This is a genomic window from Streptococcus sp. 11-4097 (genome assembly GCF_018215285.2).
In the GTDB taxonomy this organism is placed as follows: Bacteria; Bacillota; Bacilli; order Lactobacillales; family Streptococcaceae; genus Streptococcus.
In genome coordinates, this window is the sequence record NZ_CP185262.1 from 1,299,099 (window position 1) to 1,325,462 (window position 26,364).

31 protein-coding genes, 1 pseudogene and 1 other annotated feature are annotated in these 26,364 nt (G+C 41.8%); of the genes and pseudogenes, 4 read left to right on the forward strand and 28 right to left on the reverse strand.

Annotation, left to right across the window (positions count from 1 at the left end; translation table 11 throughout):
• Window positions 1-225: 225 nt before the first annotated feature.
• Window positions 226-1,338, forward strand: coding sequence for an alanine dehydrogenase (gene ald, locus KB197_RS06420; RefSeq protein ID WP_212573503.1), 1,113 nt, complete (start codon window positions 226-228; stop codon window positions 1,336-1,338).
• A 56-nt stretch (window positions 1,339-1,394) separates the two neighbouring features.
• Here ald and KB197_RS06425 read toward each other — a convergent pair whose 3' ends face one another.
• From KB197_RS06425 to KB197_RS06505, 17 genes are all read right to left on the reverse strand, one after another.
• Window positions 1,395-2,390, reverse strand: a complete 996-nt coding sequence (locus KB197_RS06425; RefSeq protein ID WP_064275886.1) for a PhoH family protein — start codon at window positions 2,388-2,390, stop codon at window positions 1,395-1,397.
• Window positions 2,391-2,475: 85 nt separating this feature from the next.
• A complete protein-coding gene (locus KB197_RS06430; RefSeq protein WP_001232084.1) occupies window positions 2,476-2,691 on the reverse strand; it encodes a YozE family protein in 216 nt (71 codons plus the stop codon).
• Between the two features lie 45 nt (window positions 2,692-2,736).
• Window positions 2,737-3,240: a GrpB family protein gene (locus KB197_RS06435; RefSeq protein WP_238095524.1), complete on the reverse strand. Its 504-nt coding sequence runs from the start codon at window positions 3,238-3,240 to the stop codon at window positions 2,737-2,739.
• Window positions 3,241-3,305: 65 nt separating this feature from the next.
• Window positions 3,306-4,160, reverse strand: a complete 855-nt coding sequence (gene cvfB, locus KB197_RS06440) for an RNA-binding virulence regulatory protein CvfB (RefSeq protein ID WP_033684987.1) — start codon at window positions 4,158-4,160, stop codon at window positions 3,306-3,308.
• Between the two features lie 59 nt (window positions 4,161-4,219).
• Window positions 4,220-4,777, reverse strand: a complete 558-nt coding sequence (frr, locus tag KB197_RS06445) for a ribosome recycling factor (protein WP_212573502.1) — start codon at window positions 4,775-4,777, stop codon at window positions 4,220-4,222.
• An 8-nt stretch (window positions 4,778-4,785) separates the two neighbouring features.
• Window positions 4,786-5,523 (reverse strand): UMP kinase, encoded by a 738-nt coding sequence (gene pyrH, locus KB197_RS06450; RefSeq protein ID WP_000002996.1) that lies wholly within the window; start codon window positions 5,521-5,523, stop codon window positions 4,786-4,788.
• Window positions 5,524-5,606: 83 nt separating this feature from the next.
• On the reverse strand, window positions 5,607-6,941 hold the full coding sequence (gene trmFO, locus KB197_RS06455; protein WP_212573501.1) for a methylenetetrahydrofolate--tRNA-(uracil(54)-C(5))-methyltransferase (FADH(2)-oxidizing) TrmFO: 1,335 nt from the start codon (window positions 6,939-6,941) through the stop codon (window positions 5,607-5,609).
• A gap of 235 nt (window positions 6,942-7,176) precedes the next feature.
• Window positions 7,177-8,055, reverse strand: a complete 879-nt coding sequence (gene rsmI / locus KB197_RS06460; protein ID WP_064275890.1) for a 16S rRNA (cytidine(1402)-2'-O)-methyltransferase — start codon at window positions 8,053-8,055, stop codon at window positions 7,177-7,179.
• Between the two features lie 2 nt (window positions 8,056-8,057).
• Window positions 8,058-8,375 (reverse strand): DNA replication initiation control protein YabA, encoded by a 318-nt coding sequence (gene yabA / locus KB197_RS06465; protein ID WP_000358227.1) that lies wholly within the window; start codon window positions 8,373-8,375, stop codon window positions 8,058-8,060.
• A 39-nt stretch (window positions 8,376-8,414) separates the two neighbouring features.
• The gene (locus KB197_RS06470) at window positions 8,415-9,305 is read right to left on the reverse strand and encodes a DNA polymerase III subunit delta' (RefSeq protein ID WP_212573500.1); all 891 of its coding nucleotides are present in this window, start codon (window positions 9,303-9,305) and stop codon (window positions 8,415-8,417) included.
• Window positions 9,302-9,940, reverse strand: a complete 639-nt coding sequence (gene tmk / locus KB197_RS06475; protein WP_212573499.1) for a dTMP kinase — start codon at window positions 9,938-9,940, stop codon at window positions 9,302-9,304. Before tmk ends, KB197_RS06470 begins: the two co-directional genes overlap by 4 nt.
• Window positions 9,941-10,159: 219 nt before the next feature.
• Entirely contained in the window at window positions 10,160-10,957 is a 798-nt protein-coding gene (gene proC / locus KB197_RS06480; RefSeq protein ID WP_212573498.1) for a pyrroline-5-carboxylate reductase, read from the reverse strand.
• Window positions 10,958-10,960: 3 nt separating this feature from the next.
• Window positions 10,961-12,223, reverse strand: a complete 1,263-nt coding sequence (locus KB197_RS06485) for a glutamate-5-semialdehyde dehydrogenase (protein WP_212573497.1) — start codon at window positions 12,221-12,223, stop codon at window positions 10,961-10,963.
• 9 nt (window positions 12,224-12,232) lie between these two features.
• A complete protein-coding gene (proB, locus tag KB197_RS06490; RefSeq protein WP_064275894.1) occupies window positions 12,233-13,342 on the reverse strand; it encodes a glutamate 5-kinase in 1,110 nt (369 codons plus the stop codon).
• A 109-nt stretch (window positions 13,343-13,451) separates the two neighbouring features.
• The gene (locus KB197_RS06495) at window positions 13,452-14,342 is read right to left on the reverse strand and encodes an RluA family pseudouridine synthase (RefSeq protein ID WP_064275895.1); all 891 of its coding nucleotides are present in this window, start codon (window positions 14,340-14,342) and stop codon (window positions 13,452-13,454) included.
• Entirely contained in the window at window positions 14,332-14,793 is a 462-nt protein-coding gene (gene lspA, locus KB197_RS06500; RefSeq protein WP_020901753.1) for a signal peptidase II, read from the reverse strand. Before lspA ends, KB197_RS06495 begins: the two co-directional genes overlap by 11 nt.
• A complete protein-coding gene (locus KB197_RS06505) occupies window positions 14,790-15,698 on the reverse strand; it encodes a LysR family transcriptional regulator (protein ID WP_001025694.1) in 909 nt (302 codons plus the stop codon). Before KB197_RS06505 ends, lspA begins: the two co-directional genes overlap by 4 nt.
• Between KB197_RS06505 and KB197_RS06510 the strand changes: the two are divergent.
• A pseudogene (locus KB197_RS06510) lies at window positions 15,691-15,762 on the forward strand (AraC family transcriptional regulator); the annotation flags it as partial. The gene KB197_RS06505 and the pseudogene KB197_RS06510 overlap by 8 nt on opposite strands.
• A 166-nt stretch (window positions 15,763-15,928) precedes the next feature.
• Here KB197_RS06510 and rpmA read toward each other — a convergent pair.
• The 4 genes from rpmA to KB197_RS06530 all read right to left on the reverse strand — a co-directional run bounded on the left by rpmA (window position 15,929) and on the right by KB197_RS06530 (window position 17,788).
• A complete protein-coding gene (gene rpmA, locus KB197_RS06515) occupies window positions 15,929-16,222 on the reverse strand; it encodes a 50S ribosomal protein L27 (RefSeq protein WP_000916509.1) in 294 nt (97 codons plus the stop codon).
• Between the two features lie 16 nt (window positions 16,223-16,238).
• On the reverse strand, window positions 16,239-16,583 hold the full coding sequence (locus KB197_RS06520; RefSeq protein ID WP_000613699.1) for a ribosomal-processing cysteine protease Prp: 345 nt from the start codon (window positions 16,581-16,583) through the stop codon (window positions 16,239-16,241).
• 15 nt (window positions 16,584-16,598) lie between these two features.
• Window positions 16,599-16,913 (reverse strand): 50S ribosomal protein L21, encoded by a 315-nt coding sequence (gene rplU / locus KB197_RS06525; protein WP_000109141.1) that lies wholly within the window; start codon window positions 16,911-16,913, stop codon window positions 16,599-16,601.
• 36 nt (window positions 16,914-16,949) lie between these two features.
• Window positions 16,950-17,037, reverse strand: a sequence feature (ribosomal protein L21 leader region).
• A gap of 58 nt (window positions 17,038-17,095) precedes the next feature.
• A complete protein-coding gene (locus KB197_RS06530) occupies window positions 17,096-17,788 on the reverse strand; it encodes a YoaK family protein (protein WP_064275914.1) in 693 nt (230 codons plus the stop codon).
• A gap of 153 nt (window positions 17,789-17,941) precedes the next feature.
• Between KB197_RS06530 and KB197_RS06535 the strand changes: the two genes are divergently transcribed.
• Both KB197_RS06535 and KB197_RS06540 read left to right on the forward strand, forming a co-directional pair.
• Window positions 17,942-18,919: a Gfo/Idh/MocA family protein gene (locus KB197_RS06535; RefSeq protein ID WP_212573496.1), complete on the forward strand. Its 978-nt coding sequence runs from the start codon at window positions 17,942-17,944 to the stop codon at window positions 18,917-18,919.
• Entirely contained in the window at window positions 18,916-19,998 is a 1,083-nt protein-coding gene (locus tag KB197_RS06540) for a DEAD/DEAH box helicase (protein WP_064275897.1), read from the forward strand. Before KB197_RS06535 ends, KB197_RS06540 begins: the two co-directional genes overlap by 4 nt.
• A gap of 173 nt (window positions 19,999-20,171) precedes the next feature.
• Here the strand turns inward: KB197_RS06540 and KB197_RS06545 are convergent, their stop codons facing one another.
• From KB197_RS06545 to glmU, 7 genes are all read right to left on the reverse strand, one after another.
• Window positions 20,172-21,935 carry a glycerophosphoryl diester phosphodiesterase membrane domain-containing protein gene (locus tag KB197_RS06545; protein WP_064275898.1) on the reverse strand — a complete coding sequence of 588 codons (1,764 nt, stop codon included), beginning with the start codon at window positions 21,933-21,935 and terminating at the stop codon, window positions 20,172-20,174.
• 8 nt (window positions 21,936-21,943) lie between these two features.
• Window positions 21,944-22,534, reverse strand: coding sequence for a 3'-5' exonuclease (locus tag KB197_RS06550; RefSeq protein ID WP_064275899.1), 591 nt, complete (start codon window positions 22,532-22,534; stop codon window positions 21,944-21,946).
• 204 nt (window positions 22,535-22,738) lie between these two features.
• Window positions 22,739-23,230: a chromosome segregation protein RocS gene (gene rocS / locus KB197_RS06555; RefSeq protein ID WP_000021242.1), complete on the reverse strand. Its 492-nt coding sequence runs from the start codon at window positions 23,228-23,230 to the stop codon at window positions 22,739-22,741.
• A 76-nt stretch (window positions 23,231-23,306) separates the two neighbouring features.
• Window positions 23,307-23,999 (reverse strand): 5'-methylthioadenosine/adenosylhomocysteine nucleosidase, encoded by a 693-nt coding sequence (locus tag KB197_RS06560; protein WP_049510241.1) that lies wholly within the window; start codon window positions 23,997-23,999, stop codon window positions 23,307-23,309.
• A 16-nt stretch (window positions 24,000-24,015) separates the two neighbouring features.
• Entirely contained in the window at window positions 24,016-24,327 is a 312-nt protein-coding gene (gene macP, locus KB197_RS06565) for a cell wall synthase accessory phosphoprotein MacP (protein WP_000517861.1), read from the reverse strand.
• 11 nt (window positions 24,328-24,338) lie between these two features.
• Complete coding sequence (locus KB197_RS06570) at window positions 24,339-24,884, reverse strand: NUDIX hydrolase (RefSeq protein WP_212573495.1); 546 nt, start codon at window positions 24,882-24,884, stop codon at window positions 24,339-24,341.
• A gap of 9 nt (window positions 24,885-24,893) precedes the next feature.
• Entirely contained in the window at window positions 24,894-26,273 is a 1,380-nt protein-coding gene (gene glmU / locus KB197_RS06575; RefSeq protein WP_049510237.1) for a bifunctional UDP-N-acetylglucosamine diphosphorylase/glucosamine-1-phosphate N-acetyltransferase GlmU, read from the reverse strand.
• Window positions 26,274-26,364 lie beyond the last annotated feature (91 nt).

The window sequence follows — 26,364 nt, forward strand, 5'->3', positions numbered from 1 at the left end:
AACGCTATGTCTCCACTATTGAATGCTGGCTAGTTTTAAAAAGATTGATTCCATACGTTTCTACCATTCAAAAGTATTTTCTATCAGTCTAGCATAAAAAAGAAGTTACAACAAGTTTTTCTTGAATTTTAAAGCGGTTTCATATAGAATAAAATCATCACCTTATTTTATAGAAAATTGTGATAAATCATTTATAACCCGTCAATAGAAAGGGAGTTTTTCTCTATGTTAATCGGAATTCCAAAAGAAATTAAGAATAATGAAAACCGTGTTGCCCTCACACCTGCTGGTGTCCACAGCTTAGTCGGTCGTGGTCATCGCGTCCTTATCGAAACAAATGCTGGTCTCGGTTCTGGCTTTACTGATGCTGACTATCAAAAGCAAGGAGCTGAGATTGTCGCTACTGCTGGTGAAGCTTGGGCTGCAGAGTTAGTCGTGAAAGTAAAAGAACCATTAACTTCTGAATATGAGTACTTGCGTGAAGACCTGCTTCTCTTCACCTACTTGCACATGGCCGCAGCGCCTGAATTAGCAGATGCTATGCTAGTAGCGAAAACAACGGGGATTGCCTATGAAACTGTTCGTGATTCCCAAGGTCAGTTACCACTCCTCGTTCCTATGAGTGAGGTTGCAGGCCGTATGGCAGTCCAAATCGGTGCTCATTTCCTAACTAAGCAAGCAGGAGGTTCTGGTGTCTTACTTGGTGGTGTACCGGGTGTTCCAAAAGGAAAAGTAACCATCATCGGTGGCGGTGTCGTTGGTACACATGCTGCCCGCATCGCCTTGGGACTCGGTGCTCAAGTGACTATTTTAGATATCAGTGCTAAACGTCTCTCGGTTCTAGAAGAAGTCTTTGGAAACCAAATTCAAACTCTTATGTCTAATTCATTCAACATCGAAGCAAGTGTGAGAGATGCTGATGTGGTGATTGGTGCAGTTCTCATCCCTGGTGCCAAAGCACCGAAATTGGTGACAGATGAGATGGTCAAACAAATGCGTCCAGGATCTGTCATCGTTGACGTTGCTGTTGACCAAGGTGGTGTTATCGAAACAGCTGACCGTGTGACAACGCACGATGAACCAGTCTATGAAAAACATGGTGTTCTCCACTATGCCGTTGCCAACATCCCCGGTGCGGTAGCCCGTACTTCTACCATTGCCCTAACCAATGTCACTCTTCCTTATATCGAAGCTTTGGCTGGCAAAGGATTCGCACAAGCAATCTCTGAAGATGAAGGCTTGCGCCAAGGTGTGACCACTTATCAAGGTTACTTAACCAGTCTTCCAGTAGCCCAAGGTCTCGATAAAAAACATACTCCAATTGATGAACTAGTATAAAAAATCTAATTATCAGATAAAAGAAAGAGCAATTCCTCCTGAACTGCTCTTTTTTGCTATTCTGTTTCTTCTTGGACTTCTTCACGCTCTTCATTTTTAATTGGTGATGGTTCATAGGCTCGGATAATCTGAGCGACAACTGGATGGCGAACCACATCCTTAGCTGAAAAATGAACAATGTCAATTTGATGAATGTTCTTGAGTTTTTCTTGGGCATCAATCAAACCTGACTTGACATTACGTGGCAAGTCAATCTGACTGATATCTCCATTGACAATCATCTTAGAATTAAAACCTAAACGAGTCAGGAACATCTTCATCTGCATGATGGTCGTATTTTGGGCTTCATCGAGAATGACAAAGGCATCATCCAAGGTCCGTCCACGCATATAGGCAAGGGGCGCAATCTCGATAATTTCACGCTCCATGAGTCGAGTTGTTTGATCTTTCCCGAGAATCTGATACAAGGCATCATAAACAGGTCGTAGGTAAGGATCTACCTTCTCCTTAAGATCACCCGGAAGAAAACCTAGACTCTCTCCTGCTTCCACTGCTGGACGAGTTAGGATAATTCGCTTGACCTGCCCACGTTTAAGAGCAGTCACTGCCAAGGTCACTGCAAGGAAGGTCTTCCCTGTCCCTGCAGGTCCGATTCCAAAGGTCACATCATGCTGTTTGACACTATCCACATAAAGCTTTTGACCTAGAGTTTTGACACGGATAGGCTTCCCTGTATTGTCCTTGATGATTTCTTCTTCGTAAAGGGCGACAAACTTGTCGATTTCATCGTTTTTGACCATGCTAATCGCCGTCACCACATCTGGCGTACCAACGGTCATCCCACGGTTCACCAAGACCATCAAAGCCTGAATAACCTGACGGGCTTCCTCACAGGCAGCCTCTTCTCCCAAAACCTGGACAATCTCCGTACGGGCATGAATCACCACATCAAGCTCTTCTTCCATCAAACGAAGATGGCGTTCATTGGAACCAAAAAGATGAAACAGGTCATCTGGATGACTCAGTTGAATGTCAATTGAATGTTCCTTCAAATAAAGAACCTCTCTAATCCTTTTATTTCTTTTTATTATAGCAAAGGGATGGAGAAATTACTAGCCCAAACCCAATGACTAAATGCTAGTGTTCTAAGTATTCTTGCCAGATAGCGTCAAAGTCTCCTAGGTTAAAAGAGAAACTGGCATGTTCCTCCAAAAAGCGACTCACCTCATCGAAATCATCTGTATGTTTTGGAAAGGCCGACTCTTCAAAAGCGAGGTCTGCTAAGATGGCTTTGGGACTGTTACTTTTAGGATTACGCTCAGTCATGAGCCAAGTGTAAAATGATTTTCTCAATTCTTTCTCCTATCAAGACTTTTTTTGATGAAACTTTTCTGATTTTTAAAAATTACTGGACTTAGCCTCTGACACATAGTGGTTTATAAAATCCGTTTTCGCATCTGTATAGGCGTCTCGATTGTGTTCAAATTGTTTCCACAAACTGAGTTTTAATTCCTGATACGCTTGGGCGATATCTGGATGCTGGCAGAGATAATCTCTAAAATAAATCTCGTTATGATCTCCCGTCATTCGCAAATGTAAATGAAAAACTTTCTCAGCAAATCCCTGCTCTGTATATCCTTTATTTAGCGAAATCCTGTTAGGACTCTCCGACATCACTATCCACCCATTCTTCACCAATAAATCCCTAACTCTTGCTAAATCCTCTATTCTACCTACTTCTAACAGAATATCAACGATATTTTTGGCCCAAATATTAGGGATAGCAGTGCTACCGATATGTTCTATTCTTTTAATAACATTTGCACCCAATATTTTTTTAAGACTTGTTTTCTCCAATTCATACCAGTCTTTCCACTCTGACTTGTGCTCTACTAGAAAAATAGGAAAAAGTTGCTAGAGTTCCTCTAAACTCATTTCTTCAAGTTTCTTTTTCATGTCTATAAGGCCTAAATCAACTCTGTACCAAACTGGTCTTGCTTGATTTTACCAGTCTTCATCAAGCCACCGAGTGCTTTCTTGAACTGACCTTTAGAAATGCCAAAGGTTGCCTTGATATCGTCTGGAGATGACTTATCATTTAAGGTCATGAAACCGCCATTGCTTTCCAAGTAAGTCAAAATCATCTGAGCATCATTTTCCAACATTTCAAAGGAACGTGGTTTGAGGGAGAGGTTCAACGTGCGGTCCACTTCACGGAAACCAATAACGCGCGCATCTAAAACTTGTCCTAAACGTGGCTCCGCATAGCGCTCGCTAGGATGGATAAAGCCAAGCATGTTATTTTCTGGCAGATAGACAAAGGTACCTGACAGCTTGAGGCGGTAAACAATGGCTGGCCAGTTTTGGTTCTGCATGTTGTTGTAGGCAGGACGAGCCAGACGTTGGAAGTCTTCTTGATAAGCCAAGAATCCCCAGATACGGTCTTTCTTGTCCACCTCAAGACGGATGTAGAGTTGGTCGCCCTTCTTAGGCCAGAGTTCCTTGAGCTCAGGGAGAATATCGAGTGACACAACGATTTCCTTGTCAGGAAGGCCTGTATCCACAAAGACACCCAAGTCTTTACGAACTTCCGTTACAGTTCCCCAACCAAATTGGTCCTGAGTGGCATTCACTTCTAGAGTGGTCAGGCGGAGTTTTTGCTTCATATCCGTGTAGGCAAAACCTTTGACCGTATCCCCTACTGTATGTTGGCCTTCTTCCTTAGCAAGAGCATAGGTTTGACCATCCTTTTGCACAAAGTAAAAACGGTCATTTTCATCGATAATCAGTCCAACGATAAAACTTGCAAGATTTGTATTCATATTTCCTTCTTTCGAATAAAACTCAGCCAGCAATGCCAACTGAGTTTTTCTGTTTATTTTTAGACTTCCAAAAGTTCTTTCTCTTTGTTGGCAGTCATGTCGTCGATGTGTTTAACAGCATCGTCTGTTACTTTTTGAATGTCTTTTTCAAGAGTCTTCAATTCGTCTTCAGTGATTTCTTTTGCTTTTTCTTGTTTCTTAGCTTCGTCCATAGCATCGCGACGGATATTGCGGACAGCCACCTTAGCATTCTCACCGACCTTCTTCACTTCTTTAGCAAGGTCACGACGAGTTTCTTCTGTAAGAGCTGGGATAACCAAGCGAATCACAGAACCGTCATTCGCTGGTGTGATACCAAGATCAGAAGCGTTCAAAGCACGTTCGATGTCTTTCAATGAAGACTTGTCAAATGGTGTTACCAACAAAACACGCGCTTCTGGAATGGTAATTGAAGCGATTTGGTTAAGAGGAGTTTCGACTCCATAGTATTCTACATGTACACGTTCAAGCAAGCTTGCATTGGCACGGCCAGCACGGATACCACCAAATTCACGAGCAAGTGATTGGTGAGACTGGGTCATTCTCTCTTTAGCTTTTTCAATAATTGCGTTAGCCATAATCTTTCTTATTCCTTTTCTTCGATATTATTTGAAACTGTTGTTCCGATATTTTCACCAAATACGACACGTTTGATGTTGCCTGGTTGGTTCATGTTAAAGACAACCAAGTCAATATCGTTGTCCATTGAGAGGGTTGAAGCTGTTGAGTCCATGATACGGAGACCTTTATTGATAACGTCACGGTGGGTCAATTCTTCAAATTTAACAGCTGTCTTGTCCTTCTTAGGATCGGCATTGTAAACACCGTCGACACCATTTTTAGCCATAAGGATGGCATCTGCTTCGATTTCAGCTGCACGAAGGGCCGCTGTTGTATCGGTTGAGAAGTAAGGTGAACCAATTCCGGCACCAAAGATAACGATACGGCCTTTTTCAAGGTGACGAAGGGCACGGCCACGGACATAAGGCTCTGCCACTTGTTGCATAGCAATAGCTGTTTGCACACGTGTATCAACCCCAACTTGTTGCAATGAATCTGCCATCACAAGAGCATTCATAACAGTCCCAAGCATTCCTGTGTAATCTGCCTGAACGCGGTCCATTCCTGCTTCTGCAGCAGGTTCGCCACGCCAGAGATTTCCTCCACCAATAACAAGGGCAATTTCGATACCTAAGCTATGAACTTCTTGAATCTCTTTTGCGATTGTTTGAACTGTTTGGATATCAATCCCTACGCCTCGTTCACCGGCAAGGGCTTCACCTGATAACTTGATTAAAATACGTTTATACTTGGGATTCGCCATTTTCACTCTCCTTCTTTTATCCTACCTATTTTATCACAATTTCTAAGATTTTTATAGTATCATGAGCAATTCTTTCAAAAAAATTAGACAGTTAAAAATTCTTCTAGGTCGCTAAGAGCGCGCTCTGCAATTTTTTCATAACGAGCCTTCTTATCACGAATACGCTCGCCTTCCAACTCCTTGATAATCCCAAAGTTGACATTCATTGGTTGGAAATGTTTGCTGTCAGCATGGGTGATATAATGAGCCAGACTTCCAATCGCTGTGGTCTCTGGGAAAACAGCCTCGCTTTCTCCCTTGAAGAGACGAGCGGCGTTAATTCCCGCAACCAAGCCTGAAGCAGCTGACTCAACATAGCCTTCCACACCTGTCATCTGACCAGCAAAGAAGAGGTTTGGCTGTTTCTTGGAACGATAGGTCTGCTCAAGAAGATTTGGTGAATCCATGTAAGAATTGCGGTGCATGACACCATAACGTACAAACTCCGCATTTTCAAGACCTGGAATCATTTGGAAGACACGCTTTTGTTCTCCCCATTTGAGGTGGGTCTGGAAACCAACAATATTGTAAAGGCTACCAGCCGCATTGTCCTGACGAAGCTGAACCACCGCATAAGGTGTTTTGAATTCTCCATCACGAGGTCCTATGTAGTCATCTGGATACTCCAAACCGACTGGTTTCATAGGACCATAAAGCATGGTTTTAATACCACGTTTAGCCATGACTTCGATAGGCATACAGCCTTCAAAGTACTTTTCTTTTTCAAAAGAATTGAGCGGTGCTTCTTCCGCATTAACCAAGGCTTCATGGAAATCCACAAACTCCTGCTTGGTCATGGGAGCGTTGAGATAGGCCGCTTCTCCCTTATCATAACGAGACTTGAGATAGACCTTGCTCATATCGATAGTGTTGACATCGATAATAGGCGCTGCTGCATCGTAGAAATAGAAACCATCGCCGTCATTGAGAGCATGAATCTTTTCAGCTAGAGCATCGCTAGTCAAGGGACCAGTCGCCACAACTGTAATAACATCTGTCGGCAATTCTGTAATTTCATCACGAACCACTTCAATCAAAGGGTGGTTGGCAACTTTCTCAGTCACCATATGGGAGAATCCATCACGGTCCACCGCAAGGGCACCACCTGCAGGAACACGTGTAGCTTCAGCAGATTCCAAAATAACAGAACCCAAGCGACGCATTTCTTCCTTGAGAAGACCAACTGCATTTGTCAGAGCATCTCCACGAAGAGAATTGGAACAAACTAACTCTGCAAAATTGTCTGTTTTGTGCTGGGGTGTTGACTTGACACCACGCATTTCATAAAGTTTAACTGGAATACCACGCTCTGCAATTTGGTAGGCAGCTTCAGAACCTGCCAAACCAGCACCGATAACATTGATATAAGATTGAGACACGACACTAATACCTCTTTGGGAGTGTGAAGACAAGGTTCACATTGAAAAAGCCAATCAAACTTAAGAGTTTTCGAATTTCTTGGCTCAGGCTGGAAAAGTCCACAGAACTTACTTCGCTTTCGAATTTCCTGGCTCAGGCTGAAAAAGTCCCCCAGACTTTTTCACTCCCACAAATCTTTCTAATTTTTTCTTCTACTAGTATAACAAAAAAAGGGAAGAAGGCAAACTTCCCTGTTTAGTCATTTTCTTGATTTTCTTCCCAGTCGTGGTAGGCAGCGTAGAGCTGACTTTTATTCCACTGGTAAATCTTAGCAATTTCCTTAATAGCTTGGTTTTTCTTCATGCCTTGCTGGATGCGGACTTGAATTTCTAAGAACAAGTCCTCCTCGTCTTTTTCCTCCACATCCTGACTGGCACCTTCAACGATGAGAAGGCATTCTCCCTTGAGTGGCGTTGCAGCGATACTTTCCAGCAATTCAGAAATGGTACCTCTTTGGTATTCTTCATAGATTTTAGTCAATTCCCTGACCAAAACGACCGAGCGGTCACCATAGACTTCTAGCATATTTTCTAACGTATCTGCCACACGATGAGGCGATTCATAGAAAATTTGAGTTTCAGGATAGTCTTTTTTCGAGTCAAAAAATTGCTTTTGCTGGCCTGATTTTCTCGGTAAAAAGCCGTAAAAGATATGTGGCTGTGGCGCTAAACCACTGGCAATCAAGGCAGAAATTCCTGCAGAGGCACCTGGAACTGTGACAACGGCAATATCTTCCTCAATAGCTGCCTTGACTAAATCATGACCAGGGTCTGAGATACTAGGCAAACCCGCATCGGATACCTGAGCAATACTTTGCCCTGCTTTCAGGAAACCAATCAAATCAGGAATCTTTTCCTTGGCATTGTGCTCATGAAAACTAACCTGCTTGGTAGAAATGTCAAAATGCTTGAGCAATAGACCTGTATTGCGCGTGTCCTCAGCAGCAATCCAGTCCACTTCTTTCAAGGTCTGAATAGCTCGAAAGGTCATATCATCTAGATTGCCAATCGGCGTTGCCACTAGGTACAGCTTGCCGTAGGGAGACTGCCCCTTAAAACTTTTTTGAATCTGCATGCCTACTCCCTGTATAACAACTCGTCACAGAACATACACTCCTCGTCCTGCTCTCGACGTTGTCCATAAAAATCATTACATACGTGAAAACCATCTTTATAAATTCGACGGACACTTTCACGAACATGCTTAGCCTTGACAGGAGCGTCTGCTTCCACCTCACCCAAGCGTTCGCGCAACTTACTATTTTCCAAGCGAAGAGCTGTATTTTCCTCTACCAGGCTCTTGAGATTTTTCTTGATGGCTTCCACATCGGCCAAGGTTACCAATAACTGTTGGGAAAAATCATCCAGCGCGTCAAATAATTCTTTTTTGTCCATAAAACAGCCCTTTCCTTTCATTATCGTTCATTTTTGAGTTTATATTTCTTTCAAGACCAGATATTCCATGGCATTTTGAAAGCTGACATTAGCCTGCCACATTTTTCTAGCTTCTAGCAAATCTTGTAAAATCACTCTTACTCTTGCTTGTAGAATATCTTGTCCACAGAGAACTTCAAGAATCCGTAAAACCTGATCTTGTTTTTCCTTGTCATCTGCCAAGTTGGCTAATTTAGCAACCTGCAGATAACTTTCTTTTTTCTTAGCCACTAACCAAGTCAGCAGGCGTTCACTTTCATCAACCAAGGTCCAAAAGCCTGCCTGATTGGCTAACTTTTCTGCTTCAGCTCGCGATTGACTAAACTGGGCTAAAAGAGTTGCTTTTTTCTTAACCAGTCCCATTTGTTCTAAGAGCAAGATGAGCTTCTCTTCCTGCTTTTTAAAGTGGAAAATCTGGGTCCGACTTCGGATTGTTGGTAAGATCTTTTCCTCATCGCTGGTCAAGAAGAAAATGTAAACCTCACTCTGGGGTTCTTCGATGACCTTGAGCAGAGAATTGGTTGCATTAGGATGCATTTTCTCAGCTTGCTCGATAATAAAGACCTGCTGCTGGCTTTCAATCCCTGCTTGAGAAAACTGCCCCACCAATTCTCGAATCCGTTCTGTCTTGATGACCTGATTGACTGGCTTAATCAAAGTAACATCGGGAAACTCTCCCTTTTCAATCAGCTTACAATTTCGGCATTTCTCACATGGTAAAACACCTACTTTATCTGTACAAAAGAGGCTCTTAGCTAAAAATTGCGCCATTTCCAAGTTTCCAAAGAAACCTGAAAAGAGGTAAGCATGATTGAGCTGGTCTTGCTCCAAGATACGGACAAAGCGGTAAAACTGTTCTGGCTGCCAGGCCTTTAGTTGATCTTGTTTCATTTAGCTAATCCCATTCTATCAAACAAGATAGCCTTGGTAGTTTCCACAACTTGCTCCAAAGGAAAACTAGCATCAATCTTAACAATACGACTTCCTTCTTTGTCCAGAAGATAAAGATAGCCTTTACGGACTTTTTTGTGCAAGTCCAACCCTTCCAAGTCCAAACGATTGACCTCGCGATTGCTATTAGCAGCAATGCGAGCCAGTCCTTCTTCCACCTCGATGTCAAAATAGAGTGTCAAATCGGGTTTAAGGCCATCTGTCGCAAACTGGTTGAGCCAGTCAATGGCGTCAATATCCAAACCACGACCAAATCCCTGATAGGCAAGAGAACTATCAATAAAACGGTCCATAATGACCAACTTACCAGCTTCAAGTGCTGGAAGAACTTTTTCCACCAAGTGCTGTCTGCGACTGGCGATATAGAGCAAAAGCTCTGTTTTAGCATCCATCTGAGTATGACTTGGATCTAAAATTACTTCCCGAATCTTCTCCCCAATCAAGACTCCGCCAGGTTCACGGGTCGTCAGCACCTCTATCCCTTTTTCCTCTAAAATTGGGAGCAGAGCCTCTAAAACACTGGTCTTTCCTGCTCCCTCTGGTCCCTCAAGAGAGACTAAAAATCCTTTTGACATGTATAACTCATTTCTTTTTTTACTACTTCTATTCTATCAAAAAAATGGGGGTTTGTGACAATCTTTTTGTCTTCTCATTTCATACTCAATGAAAATCAAAGAGCAAACTAGAAAGCTAGCCGCAGGCTGTACTTAAGTACGGCAAGGTGAAGCTGACGCAGTTTGAAGAGATTTTCGAAGAGTATCAACCACCATAAAAGAGGCAGACACATCCACCTCTTATTTACCTAATTCTTGTGTTCGTTTGTAGGCTTGACCAACTGCATCCATGACTGTTCCTCGAAAAGCATGCGCTTCTAGGCTTGCTACACCAGCGATAGTCGAACCACCTGGGCTACAGACTTGGTCTTTCAATACTCCAGGATGTTGCTGACTTTCAAGGACCAATTGCCCAGCTCCTACCACAGTTTGAGCAGCCATTTTCAATGCCGTTTCTCTTGGCAATCCCGTCTGAACGCCCGCATCTGCCAAGGCCTCAATAAAGAGATAGACAAAGGCTGGTCCACAGCCTGCAAGACCTGTCGCTGCATCTATTAAGCTTTCCCCAAGTTCAACCAAGAGACCAGCCTTGGCTAAAAGCTGACAAAAGAGATCACTGTCCGCAGTACTGCAATTAGAAGACAAGGCATAGCTAATCACTCCTTGACCGATAGAAGCAGGGGTATTTGGCATCATACGAATAATTCGGTGCTGACTTGGAAGAAGACTAGCCAGTTTTTCCAAGGTCAAGCCAGCTGCCATGGAAATCAAAAGAAGACTTTCTCTTTTTTCAAGGATGGTCTGGTATTGAGAAAGTAAGTCTGAGAACTGAGCTGGCTTAACACCTAGAAAAATCACATCTGCTTCTGCAAAGATTTCTTCATTGCTAGAAGCCTGACCACCAAAGTCGGCAATGAAAGCATCCACCTTGGCTTGACTACGATTGGCAAGGAGAATCTGAGCACCCGTCTTGGCCTGCAAAACAGCCTTGGCCAAACTAGCTCCCATATTCCCCAAACCGATAAATCCAATCTTCATCTCTTACTCCCTTATCTGTCCGTCACCAGTAACCACATACTTGTAGCTAGTCAACTCCTTCAAGCCCATTGGACCACGCGCGTGCAATTTCTGAGTAGAAATCCCCATTTCACAACCAAGACCAAATTGACCACCATCTGTGAAACGAGTTGAGGCATTGACATAGACAGCTGCAGAGTCCACTTGATCTGTAAAGTATGCTGCAGTTTCAGCATTTTCCGTCACAATGGCATCCGAATGATGGGTACTGTGGGTTTCAATATGGGCAACCGCTTCTTCTAAACTGCTCACAACCTTAACAGCTAGGACATAGTCTAAAAACTCGGTGTCAAAGTCTTGTGCTTCAGCTGCTTGACCTGAAACAAACTGACTGGCTTTGCTATCTAGGCGGAATTGAATTGGTTCCAACCCAGCTTCTTTTCGATTCTCAACCAGCACTTGCTCTAAGCGAGGAAGGAAGCTTGTTGCCTTGTCTTCATGAACAAGTAGAACCTCCATGGCATTGCAGACAGAAGGCCGACTAGTTTTGGCATTGTTGATGATAGACAGAGCCTTGTCTTCATCTGCATCCTTATCCACATAGACATGGACAATTCCAGTTCCTGTCTCAATAACAGGTACAATAGCATTTTCAACCACTGCATTGATCAAACCAGCTCCCCCACGAGGAATAAGAAGGTCTAGATAACCCTTGGCCTTCATCATGGCATAGCTACTTTCACGGCTAGTATCTTCCACTAGTTGAATCACATCTGGATGAATGGTCGTGGTCTCCAAACCCTTCTTCAGGGCTGTGATAATGGCATGGGATGTTTGATAGGCATCCTTACCACTACGAAGAACAACCGCACTCCCACTCTTGAGAGCCAAAGCAGCCGCGTCAGACGTCACATTTGGACGGCTTTCATAGATAATACCGATAACACCCATAGCCACCCGTTTCTTGGTGATAACCAAACCATTTTCAAGTTGATTGGTTTCTAAAACTTCACCGATTGGATCTGGTAAGGCAACCACTTCACGAATCCCAGTTGCCATCGCTTCTATACGACTTGCATCCAAATAAAGACGATCCAGCATCACATCTGAGATTTTACCCTTGGCCGCTTCCATATCGAGGGCATTGGCTGCTAAAATCTCCTCAGTAGCTGCTAATAAGTGATCAGCCATGGCTAGCAATGCTTGGTTTTTCACCTCTTCACTAGCTGTGTTGATCGATTTTTTAACCGCCTGTACCTGTTCAAATTGTTCTTGTGTACTTACCATAGTTTACCTCTAAAATTCTGTAAAGAGTAGTTGGATTTCAGGAGTAATGGAAATCCAGTCATCACGGTGAATCAAGACACCCTTGGCTTTTTGAGAACGCAACATATCCTCCAAAGCAGATGCACCAAATTGCACACGCCCTTTTCCAAGTGATTTTCCACTTTCCTTGTCAAATACTGTCACGATATCACCGTAAGAAAAGGCTCCTTCTGCTTCAACGATACCAGATAAGAGAAGACTCTTTCCATGTTGAGAGAGAGCTTCTGCAGCCCCTTTATCAACCCAAATAGAACCTTGACTCTGAGCATAAAAGGCCAGCCATTGTTTCTGGGTACGAAGTCCCTTCTCTTGCGCAACAAAGTAGGAACCATCCTTGGTCTCCTTAGCCGCCTCAATCATTGCATCTGACTTCAAGGATGAGCAGATATAAACAGGAACTCCTGATTCTGTCGCAATAGTCGCTGCTTTGATTTTGGTTAACATGCCCCCAGTTCCGTTTGAAGAACCTGCTCCACCGGCCATATCAATAATCTCACGATTGATGGTCTCGATTCGCTCCAAGCGTTTGGCTCTTGGGTCTGAATTAGGATTTCCAGTATATAGACCGTCTACGTCTGTCAAGAGGACCAAAAGGTCTGCTTGGACCATGGCTGCTACCTGAGCACTTAGAGTATCATTGTCCCCAACCTTGAGCTCATCAATCACGACACTGTCATTCTCATTGATGATAGGAATCGCGCCACGGTTGAGTAAAACCGACAAAGCCTGATGGGCATTTTTATAACGACGCTTATCAACAAAGTCATCCTGGGTCAGCAAGATTTGTGCAGAAACGATTTGGCGCAATAGAAGATTGGTCGTGTATTCTTCCAACAAAAGCCCTTGCCCTACCGCTGCTGAAGCCTGTTTATCAGCAATCTTAGTCGGACGCTTTTTAAATCCTAAGGCCCCAAAACCTGCCGCAATGGCACCTGACGACACCAAAATCAATTCATGACCAGCCTCGTGTAACATAGCCAACTGCTGGGTAATAGCCTTTACCTTGCTACGTGATAAGCTTCCATCCTCATTTGTCAGAGAAGAAGTACCCACCTTAAAGACAATCCGTTTGTATTTCATAGTCTCACTCCGATTCTTCATATTTATCCATTATAACATGAATGACAGGAAATAGAAAAGAGTTGATAGGAAAAAGGTCGAGACAAGTCATCTCAACCTTTTATCACGTCTAATTCTTTCTCAATTTCTCCAATGTTTCCTTAAAAATTTCTGGGATATCTGCAGTAAATTCCAAGGTCTCACCTGTTCTCGGATGGGTAAAGCCTAGGGTTTTAGCATGAAGAAATTGTCCATGCCCTTTCAGGGTCTTACGTGGACCATAGACTTCATCACCAGCGACTGGATGGCCGATATAAGCCATGTGAACACGGATTTGATGGGTACGCCCTGTCTCCAGTTGCAACTCTACTAAGCTATAATCACCAAAGCGCTCCAAGACGTGAAAACGCGTCACTGCAGGTTTCCCTTTAGCAGTCACAGCCTGTTTCTTACGGTCTTTTTCACTCCGGCCAATCGGTGCTTCAATTACACCCCGATCATTGGGCAAATTTCCATGAACAATCGCCCAATATTTGCGGAGAGACTTTTTATCCTTGAGTTCTTGGGCAAGTGCTAGATGTGCCTCATCGTTTTTAGCAATCATGAGAAGGCCTGACGTATCCTTATCAATACGGTGAACAATTCCTGGACGTAGAACCCCATTGATACCCGACAAGTCCTTGATATGGTACATGAGGGCATTTACCAGAGTTCCACTAGTATGACCAGCACTCGGATGCACAACCATCCCCTGAGGCTTGTTAACGACGGCTACATCCTCATCTTGGTAGATGATTTCTAGCGGAAGATTCTCAGCCACATACTCTAAGACCTCAGGTTCTGGTACATGGTAAGTGACGACATCGCCCTCTTGAACTGTGTATTTAGCTTTCTTGACTTGACCATTGACCAAGACCTGGCCTGATTTGATTTGTTCATTCGCGAGACTGCGTGATAATTCTGTCAAATCCGACAAAGCCTTATCTAAACGCAGGCCACCAGTTTCAATTTTAATTTCCATTTATTTCCTCTTTTAACATTGCAATCAATAAAATAATCACTCCAACAGTCAGATAGCTATCTGCCACATTGAAAATTGCAAAATTGATAAAGTCCACATGAAACATATCCACAACAAAGCCCTGACTGATCCTGTCAATAAAGTTTCCAAGACCACCTGCAATAATCAAGGTCAAACCCAAGACCATCCAGAGTGAGTCCTCCATGTGTTTATGTAAATACCAAATGGCACCAACCACGACAACCAGAGTAATGACAGCGAATAACAACTGCTGATCTTGTAAGATAGAAAAGGCTGCCCCTCGATTTTGCAGGTAGGTCAAGCTAACGAAATTGGGAATCCAAGAGCGCACTTCACCCAGTGGAATCTGCTGGACGATATAGGACTTGACTAACTGATCAAGCCCAATCAAAAGCAATACAATGACTGCCACTATTCCTCTTTTTTTCATGATTTCCTCTTCTGATTAAAATATTCTTGCATGACTTCTACAAAGAGAGTCCCAGCTTGACTAAGCTCCACCTCTTCACGTTTAACATAGACCATGCGATTATCTAGGTTATCCTTGAGACGAATAACTGTAATACCATTAACACTGTCACTATCTAAAAATCCAGAACCAGTCGCATAGGCATCCGTCCGCTCCAAAATACCATTCAAGGTAGCACGGTCTGTCACATTGAACATCTGTGAGCTCGCACTGGTATCAACAAAGTTCTCTGAATAATAAAGGTACTCGTCTTTCTCTTGAGTGAAACGAACCGTTGGTAGATCCGCTAAATCCTCCATGACCAATTCCTCTTTCTGGGCTAAAGGATGCCCCTCACGAAGATAAATATGGGTATGGAAGGGAATCAATTCAATGACCTCAAGGCCTAACTTTTCAACCCGTTGCATGATCCCTTTTTTATTTTGATTGTTAAGGTAGATAATCCCAATCTCACTGTGACCTTGCGCTACTTCATCTAAGATTTGAACAGTAGTAGATTCAAAAATACGGAAGTTCTTATAGTCAGGATAGCGCTCTGAGAAAGCCGTAATGGTTGGTGGCAAGAAGTCATAGTGCTGACTAGCAATGGAAAATTCATCTTTTTCTTCCTCAGGGTTGGCATACTGATTTTGAAAAATATCAAATCCTTTAACCAATTCTTGCGCTTTTTCATAGAATTCCATACCACGACGGGTCAAGAAAGTCCCTGAGCTGGTCCGACGGAAAATCTTAAACCCCAACTCTTTTTCCAAATCACGAACAGAAATAGACAGACTCGGCTGACTAACATACATCTTTTCAGCAGCTTCACGGAAAGTACCACTATTCGCAATAGCCACAACATAGCGTAATTGTTGAATGTTCATCTTCTACCCCCAACTTCTTTATCTTTTCATTATACCATATTTTAGAAGTTTTCCATCGAAGAAAAATAATGTTACTCATAAAATGCATCTACACTAAGAATGAAAAAATCATGGGTACCAAAACGAAAAAATAGACTCTCCGAAAACTCGGAAAGCCTTATTTAATGCTACTTCTAGCTTCCTCGCCTTTAGATTTCAAGGCTCGGGATAAAAAGGTTCACTGGACCTTTTTATTTAGCGATTGGGTAAACAGAAACTTGTTTTTTATCGCGTCCTTTACGTTCAAAGCGTACTACGCCTTCAACTTTAGCGAACAAAGTATCGTCTCCACCACGTCCAACGTTTACACCTGGATAGATGTGTGTACCACGTTGACGGTAAAGGATTGATCCACCTGTTACAGTTTGTCCGTCAGCTGCTTTAGCTCCAAGACGTTTTGCTTGTGAATCACGTCCGTTTGATGTAGAACCTCCACCTTTTTTGTGGGCGAAAAGTTGCAAGTTGTTAAGAGTCATTTTTAACATAATGTTTTCCTCCGTGTTAGTTTTCTGTGATAACTCTGGTTTGGACGAACTCAGAAGAGTTCTCCGATAAGTTTGCCATACCTAAGAAAAATGATTCAAAGAATAACTGGGTCATTTCTCTCTGGTGTGAAGGAAGATCTTTTGGAATTTCAACCATCAGATAGCCACCTTCATCTTCGTTTAATTCTAGGATTGGTTCATAGCCTGCAAATTTCTCAATAGAATTGATAAAGTTAATGGCAAGCGTAGAAACCGATGCACACACGACATCTAAGCCGTATTCGCCACTCTCGGCGTGTCCAGTAATTTCCGCACTCCTCAGCTCGCCATCTTCGGCTCTCTCAAAGACTGCCTGTATCATGTGTTCTCCTTAAAATTAAGCGTTGATTGCGTTGATGACAACTTTTGTATATGGTTGACGGTGACCTTGTTTACGGTGGCTACCTTTTTTAGGTTTGTACTTGTAAGTAACAACTTTCTTTTGTTTTCCTTGTTTTTCAACAGTTCCAACTACAGTAGCTCCAGCAACAAGTGGAGTTCCGACAACAGTGTTTTCACCACCAACAAGAACAACTTCGTTAAAAGTAACTTCTTGACCAGCTTCAACGTTCAATTTTTCAACGTAAACTGCTTGACCAACTTCAACTTTAACTTGTTTTCCGCCAGTTTTGATAATTGCGTATGTGCTCATTATGCACCTCCTATGATTTTTATGGGTTTCCCCGAATTTTTTGTGAAGACTCGCCTAGCATCGTGGGACGAACCACTTAAACTTGAATAATCAAGCAACGATGTTCGTGCGGTTGCACAGGATCGTGCATAGTCAACTCTTCAAGTATAGCATATCTCCTATTTTCTTACAAGTAATAACACCTAAAATGAAGCTTTTTCTTTTACTTTTTTCTGCCAAGATGCAAAAAGCATGCTGAGGTAAAAAATACTCATCATAATAGGAACACCAAGAATGGTCTTTTCATGATAGAAAATCGTCAAATAGGCTGAAAAGACCACACCAAGGACAAAACTACTAAGCAGGCTAACAAATATGAAACCTTCACGCAAAAAAGGAGTGTGCTTAGTTCTAAAATAATCTCCAAAAGCCAGCATGGTCCGTTTGATGTTCCCTGTCATAAAAGCGTTATTGTAGGCAATACCCGACACTTCTCCAAAAGCAGTTGTCACCAACCCCATACAGAAGGCCAAGGGTGGCACTAGATAGATATTATCTACAGTCTGCGGCACAAAACCGATAACTATTGATAAGATTCCCAAAGGAATCAGTGACAAAATTGGTTTTTTCACAATTCGCAATTTTTCCTTATAAACTGTTAGTAAAAAGACCCCCATCATAAAAGCTAGCAAGGTCATTACTTTAGCACTCGCATCTGACACATTATGTTGAATAAGTCCCACTGAAAGAAATACGACATTCCCAGTTTGTCCAGCTACAAGAGTATTCCCTCGCACAATAAACGTATAGGCATCTACATATCCTGCACAAAACGTCAAAAAAAGCGCTAGCCTCTTAGACTGACGTGATATTTTTCTTATAGGTAATAACCTCATTTTCCCTCCCATTTCATTTACTCATCTCATTATTGTACCACTTTCTTTGGAAAAGACCTAGTAGCTTATTTGAAATTTTTTACCCTATGTTGGATAGTCCTGTCTATCTATGTTATAATGAAAGAAGGATTTGAAATCGGAAAAGGAGTAACTATGCTTAAATTAGGTGTCATCGGAACAGGGGCTATCAGCCACCACTTCATAGAAGCAGCCCATTCCAGTGGAGAATACAAGCTGGTCGCAGTCTATTCTAGAAAACTAGAAACTGCAGCAACCTTTGCTTCTCGCTACCAGAATATCCAACTCTTTGATAAAGTAGAGGACTTCTTCAAGAACTCCTTTGATGTGGTCTATATTGCTAGCCCAAACTCCTTGCATTTTGCTCAGGCAAAAGCTACATTGTCTGCAGGTAAACATGTCATTCTTGAAAAGCCAGCCGTCACTCAGCCACAAGAATGGCTAGATTTGAGACATACCGCTGAGAAAAATCACTGTTTTATATTCGAAGCGGCACGGAACTACCATGAAAAAGCTTTCACTATCATCAAAAACTTTTTAGCAGACAAACAAATTTTGGGAGCAGATTTCAACTATGCCAAGTATTCTTCCAAAATGCCTAACTTGTTGGCTGGACAGACACCAAATGTCTTTTCAGATCGTTTTGCTGGTGGAGCGCTTATGGATTTGGGGATTTATCCTCTCTACGCTGCCGTTCGTCTCTTTGGAAAAGCTCAGGATGCAACCTATCAAGGGCAACAGCTTGACAATAGCGTTGACCTAAATGGAGACGGAATTCTCTTCTATCCTGACTTCCAAGTTCATATCAAGGCCGGGAAAAACATCACTTCCAATCTCGCTTGCGAGATTTATACGACAGATGGAACCCTGACGCTCAACACCATCGAACATGTCAGCTCGGCTATTTTTACCGACCATCAAGGCAATCAAGTCCAACTCCCTATCCAACAGGCTCCTCATACGATGACTGAGGAAGTCGCTGCAATTGCACACATGATCCAGCAACCAGATCTGAATCTCTACCAAACTTGGCTGGAAGATGCAAGTTCTGTTCATGAGCTACTATATACCATGCGCCAGACTGCTGGCATTAGATTTGAGGCAGAAAAATGAAAACCAAACTACCGACTGAATGGCAAGAACTGAGTGACCAACTCGGTTTCCAAGAATTCACTCCCATTCAAACCCAACTATTTGAGTCCCTTCTTGCTGGAGAAAACCTCCTAGGAGTGAGCCCTACAGGAACTGGTAAGACCCTAGCTTACCTTCTACCAAGTCTTCTCAGACTACAAAAGAAAAAAGCCCAACAACTCTTGATTCTAGCACCAAATACTGAGCTTGCTGGACAAATTTTTGAAGTGTGTAAAACATGGGCTGAAGCTATCGGCTTAACTGCCCAACTCTTCTTATCAGGTTCGAGTCAGAAACGCCAGATTGAACGCCTAAAAAAAGGACCAGAAATTCTGATTGGAACTCCTGGCCGTATCTTTGAACTAATTAAATTGAAAAAAATCAAGATGATGAATGTGGAAACCATCATCCTGGATGAATTCGACCAATTGCTAGATGATTCTCAGATACACTTTGTCGAGAAAATTACTCACTACGCACCTCGTGACCACCAACTTGTCTATATGAGTGCGACAACCAAGTTTGACCAAAAGAAGATTGCGCCTAACACACGTACCATTGATCTTTCTGACCAAAAATTGGACAACATCCAGCACTTCTACATGCAGGTAGATCAACGTCACCGAGTGGATATACTACGAAAACTGGCTCATGTAGAGGATTTCCGTGGTCTAGTCTTCTTTAACAGCCTATCAGACCTTGGAAGTGCAGAAGAAAAACTACAATATCGGGATATCCTGGCTGTTTCCCTCGCTAGTGATGTCAATGTCAAATTTAGAAAAGTCATCTTAGAAAAGTTTAAAGACAAGCAACTAACCCTGCTTCTTGCAACTGACCTTTTGGCTCGTGGAATTGATATCGATAGCCTAGAATGCGTCGTAAACTTTGATGTTCCTAGAGATATTGAAACCTACACTCACCGTGCTGGGCGTACTGGCCGTATGGGCAAAGACGGCTATGTTATCACTCTCGTAACCCATCCAGAAGAGCTTAAAAAACTCAAAAAGTTTGCAAGTGTACGAGAAATTGTTTTGAAAAATCAAGAACTCTATATTAAATAAGGTTGGCCTTCGCCAACCTCTGATTTAAAATAAGATCCATAGAATACGAGTTTCTAAGGACCTTATCTCAAGACTGAGCTTGGGACAATAGCCCCTTATCTCCAAAAAAGCAACGGATTTGCCGTTGCTTTTTTATGGTTGAGAACTATTTTGTCTCAGGCTCTTTTTTATTACTAAAAATTAAAGAATTCCATAGCCTGTTTGAACAGTAAATCCGTATACTCTGGGTCCTCTTGGGCAATGGTAACCTGATCTTGAATCATTTCCAAATTATCCGTTATCATGCCATCAGCTCCCAAATGAACAGATTTATCAAAGGACTCTGAACTATTGATGGTCCACACGTACAATTTCTGATCGGTATTCCAAAGCTTGTTGACAAAATTTTCATCTAAAGTTGAATACTCCATGGTATAACCTGTAGCCTTGGTTCTTGGAAAGATACTATTGTAAGGTAGGATGAAATAGACTGGAATTTGTGAATCGTAGGCTAAAACCTGGTCAATCACATGGTAGTCTAAGGATTGCATTTGGTGACCATTCTGCTTAAGAACAGTTCCATATTTTTCCATAAAGCGTTTCATCATATCTGGACTATCTTTTCGACTGGTTTTAATTTCAATAAGGAGTTTTTGATGCAATTCATTGGCTTTATTGAGATAGTCATCAAAACTAGACACCTTGCTATGATAACCATTTTCTGAAATATTGAGTTTGGTTAATTCTTCCAAAGTGAGATCCTGAGGATTGGCATTAACTCCTGTCAGATTCTTGATATTGGCATCATGCATCATGACAAACTGACCATCTTTTGTTTCCTGAACATCTGTCTCAACGAAATCTGGAGATAACTGAGCGGTTTTTTCTAGTGATTGGACTGTATTTTGCACACCATTCTTATTAGATACTCCCCTGTGAGAAATGATTAATGGTTTATTGGCGACTGGAGCTTCTAAATAAACATAACCCTCAAGAGCGAAAAAGATACAAGCACAGCCCATCACTCCCCATCTCATCCAGTGGTCTTTCTTTCTCCTCGGTGTGATTTCTAGTTCTTCTCCTGTTAAGAAGGAAACAAACTTAATGAGAAAGTAAGTCAAGGCCATATAGTGGAAATTCTTAATCAAGACAAAGTTAATAATTCCCATCACAAGAGATTCCTTATGGGTCAAACCATCCATCAGTGCCTGACTTGCTAAGATAGGAATCAACAGAAGAATGAAAAATAGATACGTTTTGACGATAATCCAAAGCAAGTTCCAAATATAAAACCAGGAGTGATTTTTTGTCTTCTCTAGACTGTATCTGACTGCTTCTTTGACTGTTTTTTTCTCAAATAAAAGCTGAGGGAGGGCAAACATGAAACGCACTGAAATGTAAAATAGAAGTAAAGCCAGAATAGTAACCACTATACCTACTAGCCAATACTTGTCTTCCACATAATCAACGATAAAGTCTGGAATGACAATTTTATTGAGGTAGTAAATCTTTAAAATCTTTCGAATCAATGGAAAGAGCATCATGACATAAAAGAAGATAAAGGCTATCTTGGAAAGCGTGACTTGCTTCAAAAACAAGAAACTTTGATGAAAGACCTTGCGACTGTACTCTAGCAAGGTCCTCTTTTCATGGCATAATAAATGCCGAGCACCGATAAAGAGAAGTCCTATCTGGTAATAGGCGACCAATAAATTAACAATTACCAGAACAAATAAAGCAAAACTAATAAAGGGTGAACCCGTTATAATGGCAAAAATATTATTGTAGGAAAGAAAGAGATAGCCTGTCTGACGGAGTAAAAGTCCAGCAATCCAAGAATTTGATGGTAACCAGACAAACTCAATCATCATGAAAGTCAAGAAAAATAGAAAGAGTATTTTATCTAGATTAAAGTATATCTGCTTAAAACCTAGATTTTTAGGTTTTTCAGGTTTCATAGGCACTCCTAGTCAAATAATTGTGACAAATCCAAGCCTCCAAAAGGATTGTTTGATAGGCTACTTTCTGTCTCTAACAATTCTCTAGCCTGGTCTGACTCTAGGAAGGACTCGTAAACACGCGCCGTCATCCGTGCATCCTCTAGACTATTATGAGACTGACCTTGAAATCCAAGAAATGAGGCAACAGTTTGCAATTTGAGATTGGCAATACCGTGTAAATCCGAACTCCGACGTTCAAAAGCTTCATCATACAAGTCCACCTTATACTGCTGACTGTAGTCTAAACCATGATCCGCTAAAATAGGTAGATCACTTTTAGCAGCATTGTAGCCAACCATGGGTAAAGAACCCACAAACTCTTGGAAATCTTTTATAACTTTCTCCACTGGAGGAGCATCTTTTAAGGTTTCAGCTGTAATTCCAGTCAAACCATTGATAAAACTCTTTAGAGGCACACTAGTATGGACATAGGAATCATAGGCATCGATTTCCTGACCATCTCTAAAACGCACTGCCGATACTTGAATCAAGTGTGTTTGTCCTTCATGCTGATTAAATTCTAAGTCAAAAGCAATGTAATCTTCTAATCGTTCCATTTTCTACCTCTCCTATACTGTTATTTTATACTCTTCGAAAATCAAATTCAAACCACGTCAACGTCGCCTTGCCGTACTCAAGTACAGCCTGCGGCTAGTTTCCTAGTTTGCTCTTTGATTTTCATTGAGTATTACTTGAGCAACTATACTATTTAGAAATAAAAGAAGCCATCAGGTTAGCATTTAACCTAAACAGCTCCTTGATTATCCTCCAAATAAACGAGCAAAAAAGCCTTTCTTAGTGGATTGGACTTCTTCTTTTGCTTGGTCCAGCTCTAGCTTAAGATTTTCTTGATCCTTCATGGCTTGAAGGGTCAATTGTTGCTGCTGATCGAGTTGTTTGTCTTTCTCAGCAATCTGACGGTCTTTGATGCGCATCTGCTCGTCTTTTTCTGATAACTGACGATCCTTGGCTTTTAATTGTTCATAGAGACGAAGAATTTCTGCATTCTTCTCATCAACCAGAATCTCCATCAGTTCACGCTGCTTGACATCTTCACTGACAGGCTCATCTTCAAAAATCGTTTTTTTATAGATTTCTTCTAGCTTAATCAAGCCACTTCTGGTAACGACTGTTACCCCTTTGTCATTTTTATCTGTGTCTTCTTCTGGTAATTCTTTGACACGGTTATTGATTGCTTGGCGAGACAATCCTAAGACCTCTGCAATCTCACTGACGGTCATTTCAATACTCATAATATCCTCTGAAACGTTTTCTAGCTTTTCTTTACTTAAATCTTATCATAAGCTAGAAAAACTGTCAAATTTCCGCTTAATCTAAAGCCTTCAAAAAGGCTAACAAGACTTGGGCAGAGCGACGTCCAGCTTCGATAATAAACTCATCAAAAGAGATGTTTGCTTCATGATTTGCATTGTCACTCATAGCTCGGATGACTAAGACTGGAAGATTAAGAGCATGCGCTGCCTGAGCAATAGCTGCCCCCTCCATCTCAACAGCCAAAACATCTGGGAAATGAGACTTAATCGCTTCTATCTTATCATTTCCTGCAACAAAACTATCTCCTGTAGCAATCAATCCAAGATGCCATTTTTGGTCCAATTGAGATAAACTCTCTTGGATTTTGGCAACAAAGGTTTTATCCGATTCGAAATAAAGTGGTTGTTGCGCCATTTGTCCATAAGCATAGCCAAAAGCTGTAACATCCACATCATGATAGGCTAATTTGTCAGCAATCACGACATCTCCAACAGCAATACCTTCTGCTACTGCCCCAGCTGATCCCGTATTAATTAGAACATCCACTTGGAAATGATCAGCCAAAACCGCCACACTCATAGCAGACATGACCTTACCAATTCCACTTTCTACAAGAACGACTTCATGAGAGGCAATGGTTCCTGTGTGATAGGTATTGTCTAAAACAACTTGCTTCTGGGCATTTTCTAGATGCTGGACCAGATACGCTAGTTCTTCTGGCATAGCCGCAATAATTCCTATTTTCATTTCAATTCCTTTTCTATTACAAAAGTTTCATTGCTAAGACAAGCAAAATCAAGAGAAAGATGACAGCAAATAAGATTTTATTCAACTTAGAATTGAAGACATTTCTCTTGGTATTTTCAATGCGACGGCTTTTATGAATAGACGGTTCGACCTGAATCTTCAAGGTTTCCTGGCTAAAACCATGATCCTTAGGATTGGCATAACCAAAACGGGAAGAAGAGGTTGGTAAAATCTTAGTCTCCTCATCATCTAGCAAAGGGGGACCCGAAATTTTTTCGCCTCTATTAGCTCTTTCAATCATTTCATCCGTTAATAAAGGTTTACCCATACTGACCTCCTCTATTTTTTGTGCAATTCCCAATACTGAACAGCCATAATTGTCTTGGCATCACAGATATGACCTGATTGGATCAATTCCTTGGCTTCCTCTAAGCTTACTTCAAGAACTTCCAAGGTTTCATCCTCATCCTGCGGACGCGGATTTTCCACCTTTATCAAATCGCTTGCTAGGTATAGTTTTAATTTTTCATTACAAAAGCCAATTGCTGAGTAAAAATCGTACAAGAGTTCTAACTTTCCTGTATAGGTTGTTTCTTCCTCTAATTCACGAAGGGCTGCTGCGACAGGATCTGCATTTTCTCCTACTTCCAACTTTCCGGCTGGAATTTCGTAAGAGACAGCCTCGATAGCTTTGCGATACTGCTTGACCAAGATGAGTTTTTGTTTATCCGTTACGGCTAAAACACAGACAGCCCCATTGTGGAAAATCAAATCCCGTTGGGCAGTTCCTTTACCTTCTGGTAATTCAACCTGATCTTGGACTAGTTTAAATATTGGTCCTTGATAGATTTCTTTTCGGCTAAGCGTTTTTTCTTCAAATTCCATGATAGGCTCCTACTGATTCTTAGGATGATGAGGAAGGCGTGTTGCATATTCGTCTTTGTTGACCTGACGACCACGACCAATAGCAATAGCATCCGCTGGCACGTCTTTAGTAATCGTTGAACCAGCACCAACGAGGGAATTGTCACCTAACTCAACTGGCGCAATAATGGTTGAATTTGAACCAACAAAGACATTGTTACCAATGACTGTTTTGTATTTGTTTTTGCCGTCATAGTTGACTGTAATGGTTCCAGCACCAAAATTAACCTTGCTACCCACTTCACAATTTCCGATATAAGTCAAATGACCAGCCTTAGTATTCTCACCGATTGAAGAGCCTTTCACCTCAACAAAGTTCCCAATGTGGACTTGGGTAGCTAGGCTTGAACCTGGACGAATGTGGGCATAAGGACCGACTGTCACACCGTCTGCAACACTACTTTCCTCAATCATAGAGTTGGTAATAACAGCTCCTGCTCCGATAGTGCTATCCACTATATACGTTCCATTTGTCAAAACAGTCTCAGCACCAATTTTCGTTTGCCCTTTCAAGGTAACATTGGCTTCGATTTGAACTTCAGGAGCAATCTCAACATCAATATCGATATAAGTTGCTTCTGGGTTGACAAAGCTGACCCCATTGACCATGTGTTTATGATTGATGCGACGACGCATAACCGACTCAGCAGTCGCAAGAGCCACACGGTCGTTTACTCCAAGACTTTCATCAAAATCTTTCAAAGTATAAGCGCCAACTTTTTCACCAGCTTCACGGAAAATGCCAATGACATCTGTAATATAGTATTCACCTTGAGCGTTATTGGTATTGATATTTTTCAAAGCCTCAAACAAACGCTCGTTATCAAAAACATATGTTCCAGTATTGATTTCCTTGATTTGTTTCTCAAAATCTGTAGCATCCTTCTGCTCCACAATGCGAAGAACTTCAGCATTGTCATTACGTACAATTCGTCCATAGCCAAAAGGATTATCTGTTTCAGCAGTCAAGATAGTAGCCACATTTTTATGATTGATGTGGAAATCAATCAAGTTTTTCAAGCTTTCACCTGTGATTAAAGGAGTATCTCCTGCGATGACCAAGGTGTGACCTGACAAACCTTCCAAAATTGGCTCTGTCATCATAACCGCATGACCAGTCCCTAACTGTTCAGATTGAGTCACAAATTCTGTCTGTCCAGCCAAGACCTCTTCAACCAATTCTGCCTTGTGTCCAACAACTGTTACTGTCTTTTCAGGTTGGATAGCTCCCACACTTCGGAAAACATGTTCCAACATGGAAATACCTGCAACCTTGTGCAAAACTTTTGGCAAATCCGACTTCATACGAGTTCCTTTACCCGCTGCTAAAATAATGGCATAATTTGACATAATCTTCTCTTTTCTCTAGAAATTCCCTTTTATTATACCATATTTCAAATCATTCCGCGCTCTTGAATGAAAAAATGCTCTAAAGTCCTCT